This is a genomic window from Pasteurella sp. WM03, assembly GCF_004570945.1.
Lineage (GTDB): Bacteria > Pseudomonadota > Gammaproteobacteria > Enterobacterales > Pasteurellaceae > Rodentibacter.
In genome coordinates, this window is record NZ_SPPO01000009.1 from 38,241 (window position 1) to 56,510 (window position 18,270).

Annotated in this window: 16 protein-coding genes; 3 read left to right on the forward strand and 13 right to left on the reverse strand. The window is 40.5% G+C overall.

Features of this window, described 5'->3' with window-relative positions; translation table 11 throughout:
- Positions 1 to 284: 284 nt before the first annotated feature.
- The gene (mutS, locus tag E4T92_RS09120; protein ID WP_135094364.1) at positions 285 to 2,870 is read left to right on the forward strand and encodes a DNA mismatch repair protein MutS; all 2,586 of its coding nucleotides are present in this window, start codon (positions 285 to 287) and stop codon (positions 2,868 to 2,870) included.
- A 412-nt stretch (positions 2,871 to 3,282) separates the two neighbouring features.
- Here the strand turns inward: mutS and nfuA are convergent, their stop codons facing one another.
- From nfuA to E4T92_RS09155, 7 genes are all read right to left on the reverse strand, one after another.
- Positions 3,283 to 3,867 carry a Fe-S biogenesis protein NfuA gene (gene nfuA / locus E4T92_RS09125; RefSeq protein ID WP_077542657.1) on the reverse strand — a complete coding sequence of 195 codons (585 nt, stop codon included), beginning with the start codon at positions 3,865 to 3,867 and terminating at the stop codon, positions 3,283 to 3,285.
- Between the two features lie 83 nt (positions 3,868 to 3,950).
- Positions 3,951 to 4,649, reverse strand: coding sequence for a ComF family protein (locus tag E4T92_RS09130; protein WP_135094365.1), 699 nt, complete (start codon positions 4,647 to 4,649; stop codon positions 3,951 to 3,953).
- A gap of 2 nt (positions 4,650 to 4,651) precedes the next feature.
- Positions 4,652 to 6,025 (reverse strand): type IV pilus secretin PilQ, encoded by a 1,374-nt coding sequence (pilQ, locus tag E4T92_RS09135; RefSeq protein WP_135094366.1) that lies wholly within the window; start codon positions 6,023 to 6,025, stop codon positions 4,652 to 4,654.
- Between the two features lie 8 nt (positions 6,026 to 6,033).
- On the reverse strand, positions 6,034 to 6,426 hold the full coding sequence (locus E4T92_RS09140) for a pilus assembly protein PilP (protein WP_135094367.1): 393 nt from the start codon (positions 6,424 to 6,426) through the stop codon (positions 6,034 to 6,036).
- 2 nt (positions 6,427 to 6,428) lie between these two features.
- Positions 6,429 to 6,947 (reverse strand): hypothetical protein, encoded by a 519-nt coding sequence (locus tag E4T92_RS09145; protein ID WP_135094368.1) that lies wholly within the window; start codon positions 6,945 to 6,947, stop codon positions 6,429 to 6,431.
- Positions 6,944 to 7,462: a hypothetical protein gene (locus E4T92_RS09150; protein WP_135094369.1), complete on the reverse strand. Its 519-nt coding sequence runs from the start codon at positions 7,460 to 7,462 to the stop codon at positions 6,944 to 6,946. The genes E4T92_RS09145 and E4T92_RS09150 overlap by 4 nt, the downstream gene beginning before the upstream one ends.
- Positions 7,449 to 8,282 carry a competence protein ComA gene (locus E4T92_RS09155; RefSeq protein ID WP_135094370.1) on the reverse strand — a complete coding sequence of 278 codons (834 nt, stop codon included), beginning with the start codon at positions 8,280 to 8,282 and terminating at the stop codon, positions 7,449 to 7,451. The genes E4T92_RS09150 and E4T92_RS09155 overlap by 14 nt, the downstream gene beginning before the upstream one ends.
- 98 nt (positions 8,283 to 8,380) lie before the next feature.
- Between E4T92_RS09155 and E4T92_RS09160 the strand changes: the two genes are divergently transcribed.
- Positions 8,381 to 10,990 (forward strand): penicillin-binding protein 1A, encoded by a 2,610-nt coding sequence (locus E4T92_RS09160; RefSeq protein WP_135094371.1) that lies wholly within the window; start codon positions 8,381 to 8,383, stop codon positions 10,988 to 10,990.
- 211 nt (positions 10,991 to 11,201) lie between these two features.
- Positions 11,202 to 12,047 carry a 23S rRNA (adenine(2030)-N(6))-methyltransferase RlmJ gene (locus tag E4T92_RS09165; RefSeq protein ID WP_135094372.1) on the forward strand — a complete coding sequence of 282 codons (846 nt, stop codon included), beginning with the start codon at positions 11,202 to 11,204 and terminating at the stop codon, positions 12,045 to 12,047.
- A 66-nt stretch (positions 12,048 to 12,113) separates the two neighbouring features.
- Here the strand turns inward: E4T92_RS09165 and hslO are convergent, their stop codons facing one another.
- The 6 genes from hslO to E4T92_RS09195 form a co-directional block, all read right to left on the reverse strand.
- Positions 12,114 to 12,989 carry an Hsp33 family molecular chaperone HslO gene (gene hslO / locus E4T92_RS09170; protein ID WP_135094373.1) on the reverse strand — a complete coding sequence of 292 codons (876 nt, stop codon included), beginning with the start codon at positions 12,987 to 12,989 and terminating at the stop codon, positions 12,114 to 12,116.
- Between the two features lie 407 nt (positions 12,990 to 13,396).
- Positions 13,397 to 14,503, reverse strand: a complete 1,107-nt coding sequence (locus E4T92_RS09175; RefSeq protein WP_135094374.1) for a porin — start codon at positions 14,501 to 14,503, stop codon at positions 13,397 to 13,399.
- A 121-nt stretch (positions 14,504 to 14,624) separates the two neighbouring features.
- The gene (gene rfaC / locus E4T92_RS09180; protein WP_135094375.1) at positions 14,625 to 15,575 is read right to left on the reverse strand and encodes a lipopolysaccharide heptosyltransferase RfaC; all 951 of its coding nucleotides are present in this window, start codon (positions 15,573 to 15,575) and stop codon (positions 14,625 to 14,627) included.
- Positions 15,572 to 16,618, reverse strand: coding sequence for a lipopolysaccharide heptosyltransferase II (waaF, locus tag E4T92_RS09185; RefSeq protein ID WP_135094376.1), 1,047 nt, complete (start codon positions 16,616 to 16,618; stop codon positions 15,572 to 15,574). The genes rfaC and waaF overlap by 4 nt, the downstream gene beginning before the upstream one ends.
- 94 nt (positions 16,619 to 16,712) lie before the next feature.
- Positions 16,713 to 17,642: an ADP-glyceromanno-heptose 6-epimerase gene (gene rfaD / locus E4T92_RS09190; protein ID WP_135094377.1), complete on the reverse strand. Its 930-nt coding sequence runs from the start codon at positions 17,640 to 17,642 to the stop codon at positions 16,713 to 16,715.
- 76 nt (positions 17,643 to 17,718) lie between these two features.
- Positions 17,719 to 18,222: a protein disulfide oxidoreductase gene (locus E4T92_RS09195; protein ID WP_135094378.1), complete on the reverse strand. Its 504-nt coding sequence runs from the start codon at positions 18,220 to 18,222 to the stop codon at positions 17,719 to 17,721.
- Positions 18,223 to 18,270: the final 48 nt, after the last annotated feature.

Genomic DNA, 18,270 nt, shown 5'->3' on the forward strand with positions numbered 1-18,270 from the left:
CATCATAAAAGTGCTCCTGTTAATTTTTGTCGTTATGGTACGCTTATAGTTAGCGAAAGTACCTCCCATATTTACAAGTGACTTTAACCTGAATACTTGCCAATAGCCGCTTTATCAAAATTTTAGGTTTCATTGTTTGAATCGTTTTTGTTATATTGCCTTTTTTGTCTCATTACTCATAAAATAGCTGTACTAACCTTAGAGATACTGTGTATACACAGATTATAAAAACTGAGAAAATCTAAAAAATTATTTAATATCAATAAATTGTAAGAAGAAAAATAATGAATTTAAACGAAAATTTACAACAACATACCCCAATGATGCAGCAATATCTCAAACTCAAAGCGGAAAATCCGGATATTTTGCTGTTTTATCGTATGGGGGATTTTTATGAGCTGTTTTATGATGATGCGAAAAAAGCGGCAGCATTATTGGATATTTCCCTGACCAAGCGGGGACAATCTGCGGGGCAGCCCATTCCGATGGCAGGGGTGCCTTATCATGCCATAGAAGGTTATTTGGCAAAATTGGTTCAGTTGGGTGAGTCTGTCGCTATTTGTGAGCAGGTGGGGGATCCGGCAACAAGCAAAGGGCCGGTAGAACGCCAAATTGTACGGATTGTAACGCCCGGCACAGTGAGTGATGAAGCCTTGTTACCGGAACGCCAAGATAATTTAATTGCTGCCATCTATCAAGAAAAAGATCAATTTGGTTTAGCCACATTAGATATGACATCCGGCCTTTTTCAACTGTGTGAGCCTGAAAATAAAGAAACGCTACGTGCGGAATTACAACGCATTGCTCCGGTGGAGTTGCTCTATTGCGAAGATTTCAGCGAAATGGCAATCATTGAACATTGTAAAGGATTACGCCGTCGCCCCATTTGGGAATTTGAACTTGGTACGGCGATTAGCCAGCTCAACCGCCAATTCGGCACGAAAGATTTGCGTGCCTTTGGCGTAGAAAAATCACCACTTGGACTAAGTGCAGCGGGCTGTTTGTTGCAATATGCGAAAGAAACTCAACGTACTGCCTTACTGCATATTAACAGCATTAGTGTGATTCAAAATCAAGATTATATTCAACTGGATGCTGCTACAAGACGCAATTTAGAACTCACTCAAAACCTTGCCGGTGGCACAGAGAATACGCTTGCTTCAGTGTTGGATAAATGTGTCACCCCAATGGGAAGCCGTTTGCTCAAACGTTGGATTCATCAACCTATTCGGGATACCCAAAAACTTCGCCAACGCCAACAGGCGATTGCAGAAATTTTAAATTTTGATCTAGTAGATGAATTACAACCCTATTTAAAACAAGTGGGGGATATGGAACGTATTTTGGCTCGAGTGGCATTGCGTTCGGCACGTCCACGGGATCTCACCCGTTTGCGTACTGCATTGGAGCAACTCCCCGAATTACAAGCGATCATTCAGCAAAAAACACCGCCATTTTTGACCGCACTTTTTACTCAGATCGCAGATTTTAGTGAACAGTGTGATCTCCTACAACGTGCCATTATTGACTCGCCACCACTTTTGATTCGTGATGGTGGGGTGATTGCACAAGGATACAATGAAGAATTGGACGAATGGCGAACTCTTTCTAACGGTGCAACTCAATATTTAGAAAACCTAGAAAAACGAGAGCGGGACAATACTGGGATCGATACCTTAAAAATCGGTTTTAATGCCGTTCACGGTTATTATATTCAAATTAGCCAAGGGCAAGCTCATAAAGCACCGATTCATTATGTTCGCCGCCAAACTTTAAAAAATGCGGAACGCTACATTATTCCGGAACTGAAGGAATATGAAGATAAAGTGCTGAAATCCAAAGGGGCGGCGTTGGCGTTGGAAAAACAGCTTTACGAGGAATTATTCGATTTACTGCTCCCACATTTAGGCGCTTTACAACTGGCAAGCCTTGCCTTATCGGAATTAGATGTATTAGTGAATTTGGCGGAACGTGCAGACCGATTAAACTATGTGATGCCTACATTCTGTGATGAAATCAGTATGACGATTGAAAACGGCCGTCATCCTGTGGTGGAACAAGTGCTTAAAGAGCCGTTTATCGCCAATCCGGTTGAACTCAATAAAGATCGTCATTTACTCATCATTACCGGCCCTAATATGGGGGGGAAAAGTACTTATATGCGTCAAACCGCCTTGATTGCGTTAATGGCGTATATGGGAAGTTTTGTTCCGGCAGATCAGGCAAAAATTGGGCCGATTGACCGCATTTTCACCCGCATTGGTGCTTCCGATGATCTTGCCTCCGGTCGTTCAACCTTTATGGTTGAAATGACAGAAATGGCGAATATTCTTCATCAAGCCAGCGCACAAAGTTTGGTATTAATTGATGAAATTGGACGAGGCACTTCTACCTATGATGGGCTTTCCCTTGCTTGGGCATGTGCAGAATGGCTGGCGAAAAATATCCGTTCGCTCACCTTATTTGCCACCCATTATTTTGAATTAACTGCTTTGCCGGAACAATTTGCAGGCATTGTGAACGTGCATTTAGATGCCCTTGAGCATAATAACACCATTGCTTTTATGCACAGTGTACAAGAAGGGGCGGCAAGCAAAAGTTATGGTTTAGCGGTTGCCGCCTTAGCCGGGGTACCGCAACAAGTCATTAAACTGGCGAAGCAAAAATTGACACAATTAGAAAAAATATCGGGTCATGCAGCAGATCAACAAATTCAAGCTTTGCGAGAAGCTCATCAACACCAAGGCGAGCTTGTCTTTGAACAAGAAATGGAAGCGTTACGAACAGCAATTGAAAAACTTGATCCTGATGAATTAAGCCCTAAACAGGCGTTGGCGTATTTGTATCAACTGAAAAAAATGGTGAACTAAAACGCTCATAAAAACGACCGCACTTTACACAATTCGATCTGATATAAAAGTGCGGTCAATTTTTGAAAAGATTCTGTTATTATGCAGGACAACACTGATTTTTTGTTTGCTTGCAGAGGCACGCTGTGCGTGTCCGAATTTTAACATATTGAAATGATTTGATTTTATAACGGACACACGCAGTGTGTCCCTACTAACCACGTTATTTAATATTGAATAGGTAATATTAGTCTTTCACTTAACGGGATTAGCAAAATAAAACGGACGCACGTTGCGTTTCCTTTATAAAAAACAATTTCAACAAGTTATAAAAAATGACATACATAGTGTGTCCTTAAAAACAACTCAAAATGTTGTAAAAGTGCGGTTGTTTTCACTGATTTTCCCACCGTCTATGGTGGGAGGTGTGTTGTTAATAGTAGGAATGTTCGCCTCGTTGATGTTCTGTCACATCTTTTGCCCCTTTCAATTCATTCGGGAATAGACCGACTAATTGTTTTTCCACTCCATCTTTTAAGGTGACATCCACCATTGAACAACCATTACAGCCCCCTCCAAATTGTAAAACGGCATAGCCGTCTTCTGTAATTTCAATGAGGGTGATTTTTCCACCATGGCCGGCTAACTGTGGATTAATTTGAGTTTGAATGACATATTCCACACGTTCAATCAAAGGCGCATCATCTGCAACCTTACGCATTTTTGCATTTGGTGCCTTTAACGTGAGCTGCGCTCCCAATTCTTCAGTTACATAATCAATCTCGGCGTCTTCTAAAAACGGGAGGCTGATCTCATCCACAAAGGCTGAGAACGTACTATATTTCATTTCAATATCACTTTCTTCCACTGCACTCGGGGGGCAATAAGATACCCCACATTCTGCATTCGGCGTGCCAGGGTTTACCACAAAAATACGAATATTCGTGCCTTCTTCTTGTGTATCCAATAATTTACGAAAATGTGCCTGTGCCGCTTCCGAAATAGCAATTTGTTCCATAAAGTTTCCTTAATACTTGAGAAAATTTGTCAGATGATACGCCTACCTCGGTATTTTTTCCACTTTTTTGTCGCTCAATCTCATTAAACACGTGCCAATCCCCATACTTGTATTTCTTGAACACCCAATTGACGTAGTAACGTGGCTATTTCGTTAAGCGTGCTACCCGTTGTAATCACATCATCTACAAGTGCTATCCGCTTATAAGGAAAGGGAGATGAAAGAGTAATTTTAAACGCATTGTTCAAGTTTCGGCGACGGGCTGTTGCACTTAAACCACGTTGGGTCGGTGTATTTTTTACTCGCTTAACAATATGGGATAAACAAGGAATATTAAGCCATCGACTGAGCACTTTCGCTAATAAATCAGACTGATTATAGCCCCGTTGCCATTGGCGGAGGTGGTGGAGCGGTACAGGAATAATGGCTTGAGGAAAGGTTAATCCGTATATTCGCCTTGCCTCATAAAGCTCGAGTAATAATAAACGGGCTAAAGTTCGATCAAGCCAAAATTTTTTTTGAAACTTAAAACGATGAATTAAATGGGAAAGTGGCTCATCATAACGCCCGATAACCACGAGCCGATCCCAAATAAAGGCATGACGATAGCAATTTCCACAATAACCGGCAACATATTGCAAAGGTGCGCCACAACGGCCACAGTAGGTATATTGAGGGATTTGTCGCCGGCACCTTGAACACAAGCCATTTGCCCCTAGTTTTAATGGAGATTGACATAGCACACAGCTAAATTGGAAAAATTCACTAAAATTTAACCGCACTTTTATTTTCCTGATTGGGTTTCTGTTTTTGGTTTTATCCCTTCTAAGCTTTCCCCTTGTTTTAGAATCCTTGGTGTAACAAAAATGACAAGCTCACGCTTCTGATGCCGCTCGGTTTCCTTACTAAATAATCGCTTGACTAACGGTATATTGCCCAATACGGGGACTTTATCCACACCTTTGGTGATCGTATCGTGAAACACACCGCCTAATACAATGGTTTCTCCGTCTTTCGCAAAGACTTGCGTATTGATTTCTTGTTTATCAATGGACACCACTTCATTATTCTGCTGCCCATAAGATAGTCGGCTTCCCGGTGAATTCTGGCTTACCAATAAATCCAACAGAATATTGTTATCTTTCGAAATATGTGGCGTGACTTCTAACCCTAATACTGCTTCACGAAACTCAACGGATTGTGTCTCGTTTTTGCCATTTGTCACCACATAAGGAATTTCCGTACCTTGTTTAATACTGGCGCTTTTCTTATTTGTGGTCAGCAACCTTGGGCTTGCAATAATTTCGACATTGTTTTCTCGCTCAAGGGCGGTCAATTCTAAATCTAATAATCTCCCATTAATTTTTGCCACTTGTAATGCAAGCGAACCTGCCGGTGTGATATTAGTCGCAAAATTGACATTCAAGTTATCCGTTAAATTCGCAAAACCATTCGCCGCAAGGCTTCCTCTGACACGATGAGCATTTTCTGCCGGTGAAAAAATGCCCCAACGAACCCCCAACTCTTTAAGGCTTTCATCCGTGATGGTGACAATACGAGCTTCAATGGCAATTTGCTCTATGGGTTTATCCAGTTCAGCAATCAGTTTTACCAGATTTTTGACGGATTTTGCCTCATCTTGAATAATCAATACATTACTCCGATCATCAAATGCAATACTTCCCACGGCAGAGAGTAATGATCCGCTGCCGGTCGTAAGTGATTTCATCACTTCGGAGGCTTTCGCAAAATGAAGTTTAATGGTTTTATTCACAAGGGGAGAGGAAGGTATTTTTATGTGATCCAAGACCTCTTGCCCTGTGGGTAATGATGACATTGCCGTAGAAGTCAAGGTTTTTTTTCCTAAGTAATGAATTCCATCTTCCAATCGTAAGGAAAGCCCTTTCATTTTTGCGACAGAACGCAATACCCGCTCAAAATCAACATGATCTAATTGTAATGAAAGCGAACCTTCTAATTCGTCATCAATAATTAAATTACGTCCCTGTGCCAACGCAAGTTCTTGTAGGCTAGACACCATAGGGGCTTGCTTCAATCGAATAGAAAAAATCTGATTATCCGCGAATTCTGCCGCAAACAAATCGGCACAATAAAAACTTAGTAAAAAGAGACCGCACTTTTTAAGCCATATCTTCATATTTTCTCCTAAAATTTAAGTTCTAAGGGGGTAGTTTGTTCACATTGCCCTACTTTTGAACGCAATAACGTTATGCCACTTTTTTCGATCTGCTGTACTAAATACCCTTCTTGCCCTAACCTGTAACCCTGTTTAACCATGATCAATTGTTGTTGAGGATCTAAAAACAGCGCCTCCGGTCTATTTTTGTAAAGTATTACACCCACTAATTTCAGCTGTTCAAAAGCACTTTCTGTGGCAAAGGAGGGTTCTTTAAACGCACATTTTTCTTTTGTTATTTTAGGGAGATTCACTTTATTTTCCCCAGTTTGGCGTTGAGTGTGATCAAAGGGATCTGCGGCGACCGCATTAAGGCTGAAAAGTAGGCAACCCAATTCTAAAAAATGACGAGCTTTCAACATCCTTATTCCTCCCTTTTAAGTTGTAAAACAATGTTGCTTTGTACCTTTCCACTTTCTGCTTTTTCCATCGCAAGTTGCACGAAAGAAAGTGAGCGTTGTTGTACTAAAAGTGCGGTAAGAAAATGATATAAATATTGAAATTGCCCTTCTAATTGAATCTGCAAAATCGGGCGTGAGGAAAAATCCCATTGGTAAACGATCAGTTCAATGTCATTACTCATTAATTGATGAATTTGTTCATCTAAAGCGACAATTTGCTTGGTGAGCTGAGGTGATAATTCGTGCTGATTAGAATGTTTTTTCAAAGTGGAAAGTAATTTGTCTTGATGAGCTAATTCTATTGATTGCTGCGCGATTTCCTGTGCTAATGTTTGCCGTTGCCGCTCAGTTTTCCAGCCCTCCAAAAGAATAGAAAAATTGACTGCACCTAAACAACAGATAAAAAAGCCCCAATGATACATTTTTGGCAATATCAACCACTTTTCAATAAAGGGTATTCGCTGTTTAATTAGACGTCTCATTTATCACCTCTTACTATTTCTAGGGAGAGATCAAACTGGAAAACCAAGCGCCCTTGTTCTGTTTTAAATTGTGTCAATTTAACGGTGCTGAAATGCGAACTCAGAAATTCGTGCAATAATTCAAATTCCTGTTGTGATAAACAAAAACCATTCAGCTGAATCCGTTCTTCATTAAGACTGAATATTTCCAGCTCACCTTGTTGAAAAGGAAATTGAGGTAACAAAGACAAAACTTGTTCAACCGTATCAGATTCAATGGCTTGCCCCCCTGCTAAAGAGTGTATCCTCTGTTTTATTTGGGCAATATTTTGGACAGTTTGTGTTAGATGACTTTTTTGTTGTTCAAACTGCTGTAATTGCACATTTAATGCCTCTTTTTGTTGGTGTTGAAACCAACTCAGTACAACATATAGCAAAAAAGCAATTCCCAACACGATAAACGTTTTGAGCCAAAACAGAAACAGCAATTGCCGATATTTCTCTAGCCGCCAAGGCAGTAAATTAATGCCGTTCATTAAGATTCTCATTTAAAAGTGCGGTCGAAAAATCAACATTATTTTGAGGTAAATCCCTTTGCCATAACGCATTTCCTAAGGCTATAAAAGGCAAGTTTATAGTAACCCGTTGCCAATTTTCCGGTAAATTTATTTGTTCAGTGTCGGACGTTTGATATACATAAACATGCGCAATCTCAACCTCAAAGCGTTGGCAAAATTGTGTATAAAGTGCGGTTAAGTTTTCCCGTGTTTGTAAGACCTGCAATCCTTGAGGGGTGGGGCGGATAGCAAAACAATGGCATTCATCTTGGTATAAATACAATGAATCCTCTTGTTCTTCATCTAAAAGGAAACGAAATGTACGTAAAATGGCATGATAGGCGACATCTAATACATCGAGAGATAAGCGTCCATAGATTTTTTGCGTTTCCTGAGCCACTTGTCGGCGAACGGCATAAATTTCTAAACGAAAACCTTGTTTTAACGGTGTTGAAATGTAATCAAACCACAGTTCTTCAAAAGGGATCGGCAATTCTTTTTGTAGGACAAAACGACATTGTTGCTCACATTCTTGCACATTCAATCTATGAGGTAAAAGTAAGGTTTTTGACCAAATCAAATGAGGCAAAATACAACCTACACAGCGTAATTTTAAACGGGTTTGTGGAAAATCCTGCACGAGACGAGCCATGACTTGGGCTTCAATATTCCTTTCATCGTCCGGAAGTGAAAAAGATTGGACTTGATTTTGGCTGTTCAACCAAACAAATTGAAATTGATCCCGTTGTTGATGAACGCCAATTTGTATTATTTGCCGTTTTTTATAAGGTATTGGCATATGCTTTTCCTATTATTTAGGCGGTGAATCTTTTATACTTATTAGCCAAATCATAATGTGATTTTATTTATTATCATCAATCAAGAGAGAATTTTACGATGAGGATCGCAAAATTAATATTTAGTAGCCTCTTAACCCTATGTATTTTAGGGCTAGTAGCGGGCGGTGTATTTTATCTCCACTTAAAGTCTGAATTACCTTCAGTAGAAACGTTGAAAAATGTCGAATTGCAACAACCGATGCAGATTTACACGGCGGATGGAAAATTAATCGGAGAAGTGGGGGAACAGCGTCGTATTCCGGTGAAATTAGAAAACGTACCGCCACGTTTAATTGAAGCTTTCTTAGCCACTGAAGATAGTCGTTTTTATGATCACCATGGGATTGATCCGATAGGTATTGCCCGAGCATTGTTTGTCGCACTCAGCAATGGTGGGGCTTCTCAAGGTGCCAGTACGATTACTCAACAATTAGCACGTAACTTTTTCCTAACACCGGAAAAGACACTTATACGTAAAGCTCGGGAAGTGGTGCTTGCCATTGAAATTGAAAACGCCTTAAACAAGCAGGAAATTCTTGAACTTTATTTGAACAAAATTTTCTTAGGCTACCGTTCTTATGGTATTGCAGCAGCGGCACAAACCTATTTTGGTAAATCCTTGGATGAGCTGACTTTGTCGGAAATGGCAATGATTGCAGGTTTACCTAAAGCCCCTTCAACAATGAATCCTTTGTATTCTCCAAAACGTGCTGAAGAGCGTCGTAATATTGTTTTGGCACGAATGCTTGATGAAAAATACATCACGAAAGAGGAATATAACACGGCGCTCAAAGAGCCGCTCACCGCAACCTATCATGGTGCAAAATTTGATTTCAGGGCAGATTATGTCACGGAAATGGTACGTCAAGAAATGGTAAAACGTTTCGGTGAAGAGAATGCTTATACCCGCGGTTATAAAGTTTTCACAACCGTCCTTTCCAAAGATCAAGCCGAAGCACAAAAAGCCGTGCGTGATAATTTGATCAACTATGATATGCGTCATGGTTGGCGTGGCGGTGCACCGTTGTGGAAAAAAGGCGAGACGGCATGGGAGCATGAACGTATCGTTGCTTTCTTGAAACAACTTCCAAATTCAGATCCTTTTATTCCTGCGGCCGTCACCGCATTAAATAAAAATGGGGCAGAATTATTGCTAGCGAATAATCAAACGATGCACCTTTCAAGCAATGCGATGCGTTGGGCAGGAAAATCACCGGTCAAAGCGGGTGAACAAATTTGGATTCGCCAACGTGATAATGGTGAATGGATTTTAGGACAAATTCCGGCAGCCAACACTGCTCTCGTTTCTTTAAATTCCGACAATGGTGCCATTGAAGCATTAGTAGGTGGTTTTAGCTTTGAGCAAAGCAAATTTAACCGTGCAACACAATCATTGGTTCAAGTCGGTTCTTCCTTCAAGCCCTTTATTTATGCGGCCGCATTGGAAAAAGGCTTAACCCTTTCCAGTGTGTTACAAGATAGCCCAATCTCGATCTCCAAACCAGGGCAAAAGGTATGGAATCCAAAAAACTCACCGGATCGCTATGATGGGCCAATGCGTTTACGGGTAGGATTAGGACAATCAAAAAATATGATTGCGATTCGTGCCTTACAAACCGCTGGTATTGGTTTTACCGCTGATTTCTTACAACGTTTTGGCTTTAAGCGTGAACAATATTTTGCTAGTGAAGCCCTTGCTTTGGGCGCAGCCTCCTTCACTCCGCTTGAAATGGCACGGGCTTACGCTGTATTTGATAATGGTGGCTTTTTAATTGACCCTTATATTATTGAAAAAATTCAAGACAATAATGGTAAGGATTTATTCATTGCAAATCCTAAAATTGCTTGTATCACCTGCCACGATATTCCGGTCATTTACGGTGAAACAAAAGACAAAATTGATGGCTTCCAGAATATTGCCAAACCTGATGATTTAAAAGTGGCAAAAGGCAATACTAACACGGATACGGAAGAAGATGTTCAACCTGAAAATGTGCCTGACTTGCCGGAACTGCAAGCACAGAGTGGCGTGTTAAATGAGGGGGCGGTTAATCTGATGGCTGATGCAAAAGACGAAAGTGCCAGAGTGCAATATGCACCACGAGTTATTAGTGGAGAGCTAGCATTTTTAATTCGCAGTGCATTAAATACGGCCATTTACGGAGAGCAAGGATTAAGTTGGAAAGGAACCAGCTGGCGGATGTCAAAAGAAATGAAATACCGCAGTGATATTGGCGGTAAAACCGGAACAACAAATAGTTCAAAAGTGGCTTGGTATGCCGGTTTTGGTGCAAATCTCGTTACCACTACCTATGTCGGCTTTGATGATAATAAGCGTGTATTAGGCCGAGGTGAATCAGGAGGTAAAACAGCAATGCCTGCATGGATCGCTTATATGAAAGTTGCGCTTGCCGATACCCCTGAAAGAAACTTTAATTTACCGCCAAATATTATGGAAAAAACGATCGACAGTAACTCCGGATTACTTTCAGAATACGGTGGGCGGAAAGAATACTTTATCGTAGGTACAGAACCAAAACGAACCTATGTGGCCGAAATGAAGGAACGTGGTTATTACGTACCACCTGAATTACAACAACGCTTAAACGGTGGAACAGGAAAAATACAAGATGCCACCCCGGTTGCACAACCGGAAGAATTATTCTAATCAGAGTATTACGTTGCTATGGGATTTGGTTTTAAAACGGATACTCTCGGTGTCCCTACGAATAAAACAAAAATCCGGTTTGAACAGCAATGTGACGCTATATCATCACTAAAGTGCGGTTAATTTTATTCACTCCTTTGGCGCTATTGGAAAAGCCAACATTCAAAAAACTTGTTTTTTGTAACCGCACTTTTTAACGAAAAGGACAACTATGCTGAGTTATCGTCATTCCTTCCATGCCGGCAATCATGCCGATGTGTTAAAACATATTGTGCTTATGCTCATTTTGGAAAATCTGAAACTCAAAGAAAAAGGGTTTTATTATTTGGATACACACTCTGGTGTGGGACGTTATCGTTTATCCTCAGACGAATCGGAAAAAACCGGTGAATATAAAGAAGGGATTGGTCGCTTGTGGGGACAAAGCGATTTGCCGGAAGAAGTGAGCCGCTATGTGGATCTAATCCAAAACCTTAATTATGGTGGAAAAGCACTTCGTTATTATGCCGGCTCTCCGATGATTGCCGCACAATTACTACGCCCGCAAGATCGTGCATTATTCACAGAATTACACCCAAGCGATTACCCGCTCTTACGCAATAATTTTAAAGAATTTAAAAATATTACTGTAAAGAGTGACGATGGTTTCCAACAAGTTAAATCAACCTTACCTCCAAAGGAACGCCGTGGATTAGTATTGATTGATCCGCCCTATGAGCTTAAAGAAGATTATGATTTGGTCGTCAAAGCCATAGAGGAAGGTTATAAACGTTTTGCTACCGGCACTTATGCTATCTGGTATCCCGTGGTGCTACGCCAACAAACTAAACGTATTTTTAAAGGATTGGAAGCAAGCGGTATTCGTAAAATTCTGAAAATTGAACTGGCAGTTCGCCCTGATAGCGATCAGCGGGGGATGACAGCAAGTGGTATGATTGTGATTAACCCGCCTTGGACGCTAGAAAATCAAATGAAAATGCTCCTGCCTTATCTCTCTAAAATTTTAGTACCTGAAGGTACAGGAAGTTGGAAAGTGGAATGGATCACGACTGAATAAAACTCGGCAGGATTTGACCGCACTTTTGATTCAAAAAATCCCGATTTCTCGGGATTTTTTTGTTGGTTACTCTGCTTGTGCGACTGATTTTAACGCGCTGATAGCATCTTTATTAAAGAAATAATGAGTACCACAACATTCGCATTGCATATCAATACTGCCTTTGTGTTCTTCTAAAATTTCATCAATCTCCGCATCAGGAATCAATAATAATGCGGCACCGGAACGCTCTGCCGAACAACCACAGAAAAATTGAATGGCTTGTGGCGCATAGACTTCTACCGTTTCTTCGTGATAAAGTCGATACAGCATTTCTTCCGCCGGTAAACCGAATAATTCCTCATCTTTTGCCGTTGCCGCTAATGTGGCAAGATGTTCAAAATCCTCAGGCGAACCTTCACCATCAGGCATAATTTGTAATAACATTCCGGCAGCCACAGGTTTACCTGCATACTCCCCAGTGCGAATAATTAACTGGGTTTGAAGCTGCTCGGAACGGGCAAAATAATCCTCTAAACATTCGGTAATGGTTGGCTTATCTAATCCAATGACGCCCTGATAACGCTCACCCTCTTTCGGTGCAATGGTGATCACCAATACACCTTTGCCAATCATTTCATGCAGGGTCATTTCGGTTGATATTTCCCCTTCTACTCGAGCCAAGGCACGAATTTGTTGCTGATCATTGCCATTCACTAATGCAAGGCGAAGTGGACCGTCACCTTGAATTTGTACGGTAATATTGCCTTCAAATTTTAATGTCGCCGTAAGCAATGTGGTTGCCACCATCATTTCACCCAATAAATTCTGTACAGATTGTGGATAATGATGAGTGTTTAAAGTATCGACAAAACTTTGATTTAAACGCACCCATTCCCCACGAACAGCACGATTTTGGAAAAGATAGCGATAAAGTTTGTCATTGTCTTGTGTGTCATTCATATTTTGTTCCTTATTAAAGTGAACTAAAAAGTGCGGTCACTAAAAACAAAGTTTTTTAAACGTTAGCTCTGCCAACGGATCCAAAGGAATGAATAAATCACTTAGTGATTTATGAATAATTTTCGGTATTATGTAGCAGTTGCACAAATCTGTTTTTGAGTTAGCTTGTAGGGACACACTGCGTGTGTCCGTTATAAAGTTAAATCATTTCAATATGTTAAAATGCGGACACACGCAGTGTGTCCCTACATATCGTTGAAATTTCTATTTCTGGGCATTTGTTACATAATACCGAGAATTTTTACCGTACTTTTAGCTTGTGCTGTATTATGGGGGCATTTTAGGCAATTGCAATCCTAAAGAAAAAGCGAGCCACTTCTGACTCGCTTTGATAGCGGTAAATTTGATTACCAGTATGCCCGTAAACCGACGACAGTTTTTAAATCACGGCTACGATCAATACTGCTATTTTCATACTTCGTGCGTGTTGCCTGCCACTCTAAGAATGGTTTTAGTTTCAGCGAACCTTGTTTATAAACATAATATTCGGTTCCCACCATAAATTGGCGTTTTGTCGCTTTGTTCTCTAAACCGGAGGTCGGTTCAAATTTGTCCGTTTTATAGGCATACATCGCATAGACATTCCAATCATCATTCAAACCCTGACGAATAACAGCACGTACTTCATTTTTGGTTTGTTTGTTCCCAATCGCTGCTTTGTTTTTTATTACTTGTTGCTCAACATCTAAACCATAGGTAGTGTGGGCAAAATTGTAAGCTAAACCTAGTGCATAAGCATTCTGTGAAAATGAAGAGGAAATAGATTGGTTTGCAGAAATCTCACGGGTAAACCCTGTTGCAAGGGTAAAATTTTGAATATCATCAATTTTGTGATTGAAAATAAATGCCGTTCCCCAAACATTTTTACGTCGATTATCCAAATCTAAATTGGTATCACCCCGTTTACTTGCCCCACCGTAATACACACCAAATTTGACTTTATTATCGCCATAGTGACCTCTATAAGTGTATTGAAGTACACGGCGGGCAGCTGAATCTAATAAACCATCGGATAAGCTATAGGTGTTTGGTAAGTCGGTTTGCTTCACTTCATCCGTAATTGTCGTCATATTACCATAAACCAATTCACCAAATTGTTTATGCCCAAAACCGGCATAAAGCTGGCGGGTATAAATATGATCAAAATCATGCTGTGACGGAGCCTCACCACGGAAACGCCATTCAACACGACCTAAGGCATAAAAATCACCGCCTAGATTTTGTTTTACCTTAAAGCCAAAACGTGAACCGTTGTTATCGACGGCGTGATTAATATGTTCTTTGGTTTCCACGCCATTCACATAATTTGTTTTATTGGAAGTGCTCTCCCACTTCACACGAAGAGAACCACTGAAATCAATATCGGTGCCGGTTTCTTTGATGTTGAATTGGTAGGCTTGTGCTGAACCGGCTACGAATGCAGCAACAGTTAAAGCAAGAAGTGTTTTTTTCATAATGCTTTCCTTATAAAAATGAAGAAAAAAATTGAACTTTTTGGAGTTTATTCTTTCACTAAGAAGGGATCAAGCAATTTTTCATCTATGATATAGCGAAAAAACATGAGTCCATTTAATTTCATCTGATCAATGTATTCAGATATTCAAAAACCTGAGTCGCAGAAATTCTATCCATCGAACCTGCCGATAAATAATGCTGATTATTTCCATAACAACCGATTAATTTGGGATCTGTTGCACCATAAAGAGTGATATTGGGTTTATCCAACGCCGCCGTTAAATGTGCTAATCCTGTATCCACAGAGACCACGGCAGTTGCATTCGCAATTTGCTTTGCCAACTCGGTGAGCGTTAGCTTTGGCAGTACTTGAACATGCGGATAATTTTTTGCTAAGCGTTCCGCCCGTTCTTTTTCTTTTTCATTCCCCCAAGGTAAACGAATTTGTACGGAAAGTGCGGTCATTTTTTCAATTAAATTTTCCCATTCCGATTCAAGCCAATGTTTATCATCTCGGGTAGTGGAATGAAAAAAAATCACATAAGGCTCAATGGAGGTAACGGTAAAGTGTTGTACGATACCATAATCACCTTGTGAATACGGCAATTCATAATTAAGGCTAAGTGAAAACAACTGGCGAATGCGCTCAACAGCGTGTTGCTGATAGGAAATGGCGTATTTTTTATCATAAAAAAGAGAGGCTATCGGTTCTCGGATACTATGACGATCATAGCCATGCGTTGTGCCCTTTGCGAGACGGGTAGCAAAAAACGCACTTTTAAATAATCCTTGCGCATCAATCACGGCATCATAATGCTCTTTTTGGAGTAAAGTGCGGTAAGTTTTCCACTCATTTTTTGTTTGTGAGGCAAAAGGGGACTTCCGCCAACGACGGAGGGCAATAGGGATCACGCAATTCACCGCCGAATGCCATTGGGGAATTTCAGCAAAATTTTCTTCTACTACCCAATCCACGGCTAAATTTGGGATCATTTGTTGGGCATCGGTTAATGCGGGCAATGTGTGGATAACATCGCCCATAGAGGAGGTTTTAATTAAGCAAATTTTCATGATTTTGCTAATAATGTGTTTAATTTTTCCATCACCATTTGAGGGGTAATATCAATCAAACTTTGATGATACCCCTCGGCACTATCTTTGCTTTTACGCACTTTAATTAAATCCCCCTCAATTAATCGAATAATCACCGCTTTATCGGAAAGAGGTGGCGTGTAAGTCGGGCTGGTCGGGCCGTAAAGGGCAACTAACGGGCGATTGGTTGCGGCAGCAATGTGCATTAAACCGCTATCGTTGCTCACCACTGCCGTACAATTTGCGATAAGATCGACCGCTTGATTTAGATTCGTTTGCCCCGCTAAATTCACACAAAAGCGTTGCTGCTCTTGAGGCAAGGTATGACGGATTTGCTCACCCGCCTCAATATCTTTTGGCGAACCGAAGATTTCGACTGCGTAGCCTTGCTCAATGAGCATTCCCGCCAGTTCAGCATAGTGATAATGAGGCCAACGTTTTGCCGGCCCAAATTCCGCTCCCGGACAAAAACCGATAATCGGGCGTTCGTCTAAAAGTGCGGTCTGTTTTTCAAATGTTTTTAAGATTTCTGTCTGTTGCTTTTCATTTACGATTAAATAAGGGGTTAATACAGGAATATTTGCCGCTTCGGGAACATTATTTTTTTCAAATGCGAGAGCAACATAGCGCTGTACCATCATCGGATAATCCCGCTTGTTGTTGCGTAAATCATTCAATAAAAAATAGCGACTTTCGCCCTTCCAACCACGTCGTACAGCAATTTTCGCAAAGAGCGGAATCAGTGCGGATTTCAATGAATTCGGCAACACAATCGCCATTTCATATCTCCCACGCAATGCTTTTCCCAGACGATAACGCTCACCAAGAGCAAAAGTGCCATGTCCTAAAGGCATTTCAATGGCATTGCGTACTTCAGGCATACGGGCAAGTAAAGGTTTACACCAATTCGGCGCCATGACATCAATGTTGCAATGAGGATACTGAATTTTGAGTTGTTGATATAAACTGTGCGACATCATCATGTCGCCAACCCAGGAAGGACCAATAACGAGAATATTCATTTTTCACCTTATAAAAAGTGCGGTAAAAAACAAATGAATTTTTGACCGCACTTTGCTTTTTAAATGTCGCAGATAAACTCAATCCAATGAGCGATTACTTTTTATTGAGCCATGCCATATAGGCCGCTGTCCCTTCGGCGACAGATTTAAATTCATCTTTATAACCTGCTGCACGTAATGCAGTTAAATCCGCTTGAGTAAAGGTTTGGTAGCGGGATTTGAGATGGTCGGGGAATGGGATTGTTTCAATTTGTCCTTTACCGTGGAATTTAATCACCGCTTCTGCCACAGATTGGAAGGATTCCGCATTGCCCGTGCCAAGATTGTAAATACCGGAAATCCGATTTTGCCACGCCCAAATATTGACTTTCGCCACATCTTCCACATAAACGAAATCACGTAAGAAAGTTTCTGATCCGGCAAATAATTTTGGATTTTCCCCTTTCAACATTTGATTATTTAAATGGAATGCCACACTTGCCATCGAGCCTTTGTGTTGTTCTCTCGGGCCATAAACATTGAAATATTTGAACCCGCAAACCGGCGATTCTGCCGTGGGTAAAATTTTTCTCACATATTCATCAAATAAAAATTTTGAGTAGCCATAGGCGTTGAGCGGACTTTCAAATTCCCGTTTTTCAATAAAATTATCGGTACGTCCCCCATAAGTTGCCGCACTTGAAGCATAGAAAAAGGGAATTTGGCGATCTAAGCAATAATGCAACAATTCTTTAGAATATTCATAATTGTTTTGCATTAAATACTTGCCATCCCATTCTGTGGTAGCTGAACACGCCCCTTCGTGGAATACGGCCTCAATATCGCCAAAATCATCACCCGCAATAATGGACGCGATAAAATCTTCTTTGTCACAATAATCGGCAATATCTAAATCCACCAAATTAATAAATTTAGTTCCATCTTTTAAGTTATCGACGACTAAAATATCTTTACGTCCTATTTCATTTAATGCTTTGACAATGTTGCTGCCAATCATACCAGCGCCACCGGTTACAATAATCATAATACTGTCCTTTATCATCGTATAAAATTGTTGCCATTGTAATTGATTTTCAGGTGAAGGTAAAAGCAACCATCTTTTAACCTAAAAACTCAGTGAAAAACAACCGCACTTTTAACCCCCAGTAACTTGTCCATCCTGTGGTGGCAAGATCCATTTTTCCTTTATTCAAAATAATGATCGTTGGCGTAACATTGGCTTGCCATTTTTGTGCGATCTCCCCTTGAGGATCATTGACTGTGGTGAAAATATAATTGTGTTCTCTTAAATACGCTTTCACCTCACTTGCATTCCCTGAACGTAAGGCAATAGAAATCACCGGATAACCTTCTTTTGCCAAATCATTAATTGCCGGGGAGGTATATCGACAATAACCGCACCAAGTTCCCCAAAAATAAATCAATGTAGGCTTATCTTGAGCAATTTGTGGGAGAAAGAAGGCATTACCCTGCAAATCATATAAGGCTGTGGTATTAATTTCCGGTGGAATCTCAGGCTTACGGATAAAATCCAAAATACTACTGACGATAATGAACGTAAGCACAAGGGAAATGCTATTTTTGAGTAATTTTGCTAATTTCATAAAATGTTCAATAAAAAAGAATGGCGATAATTTATCATAAAAGTGCGG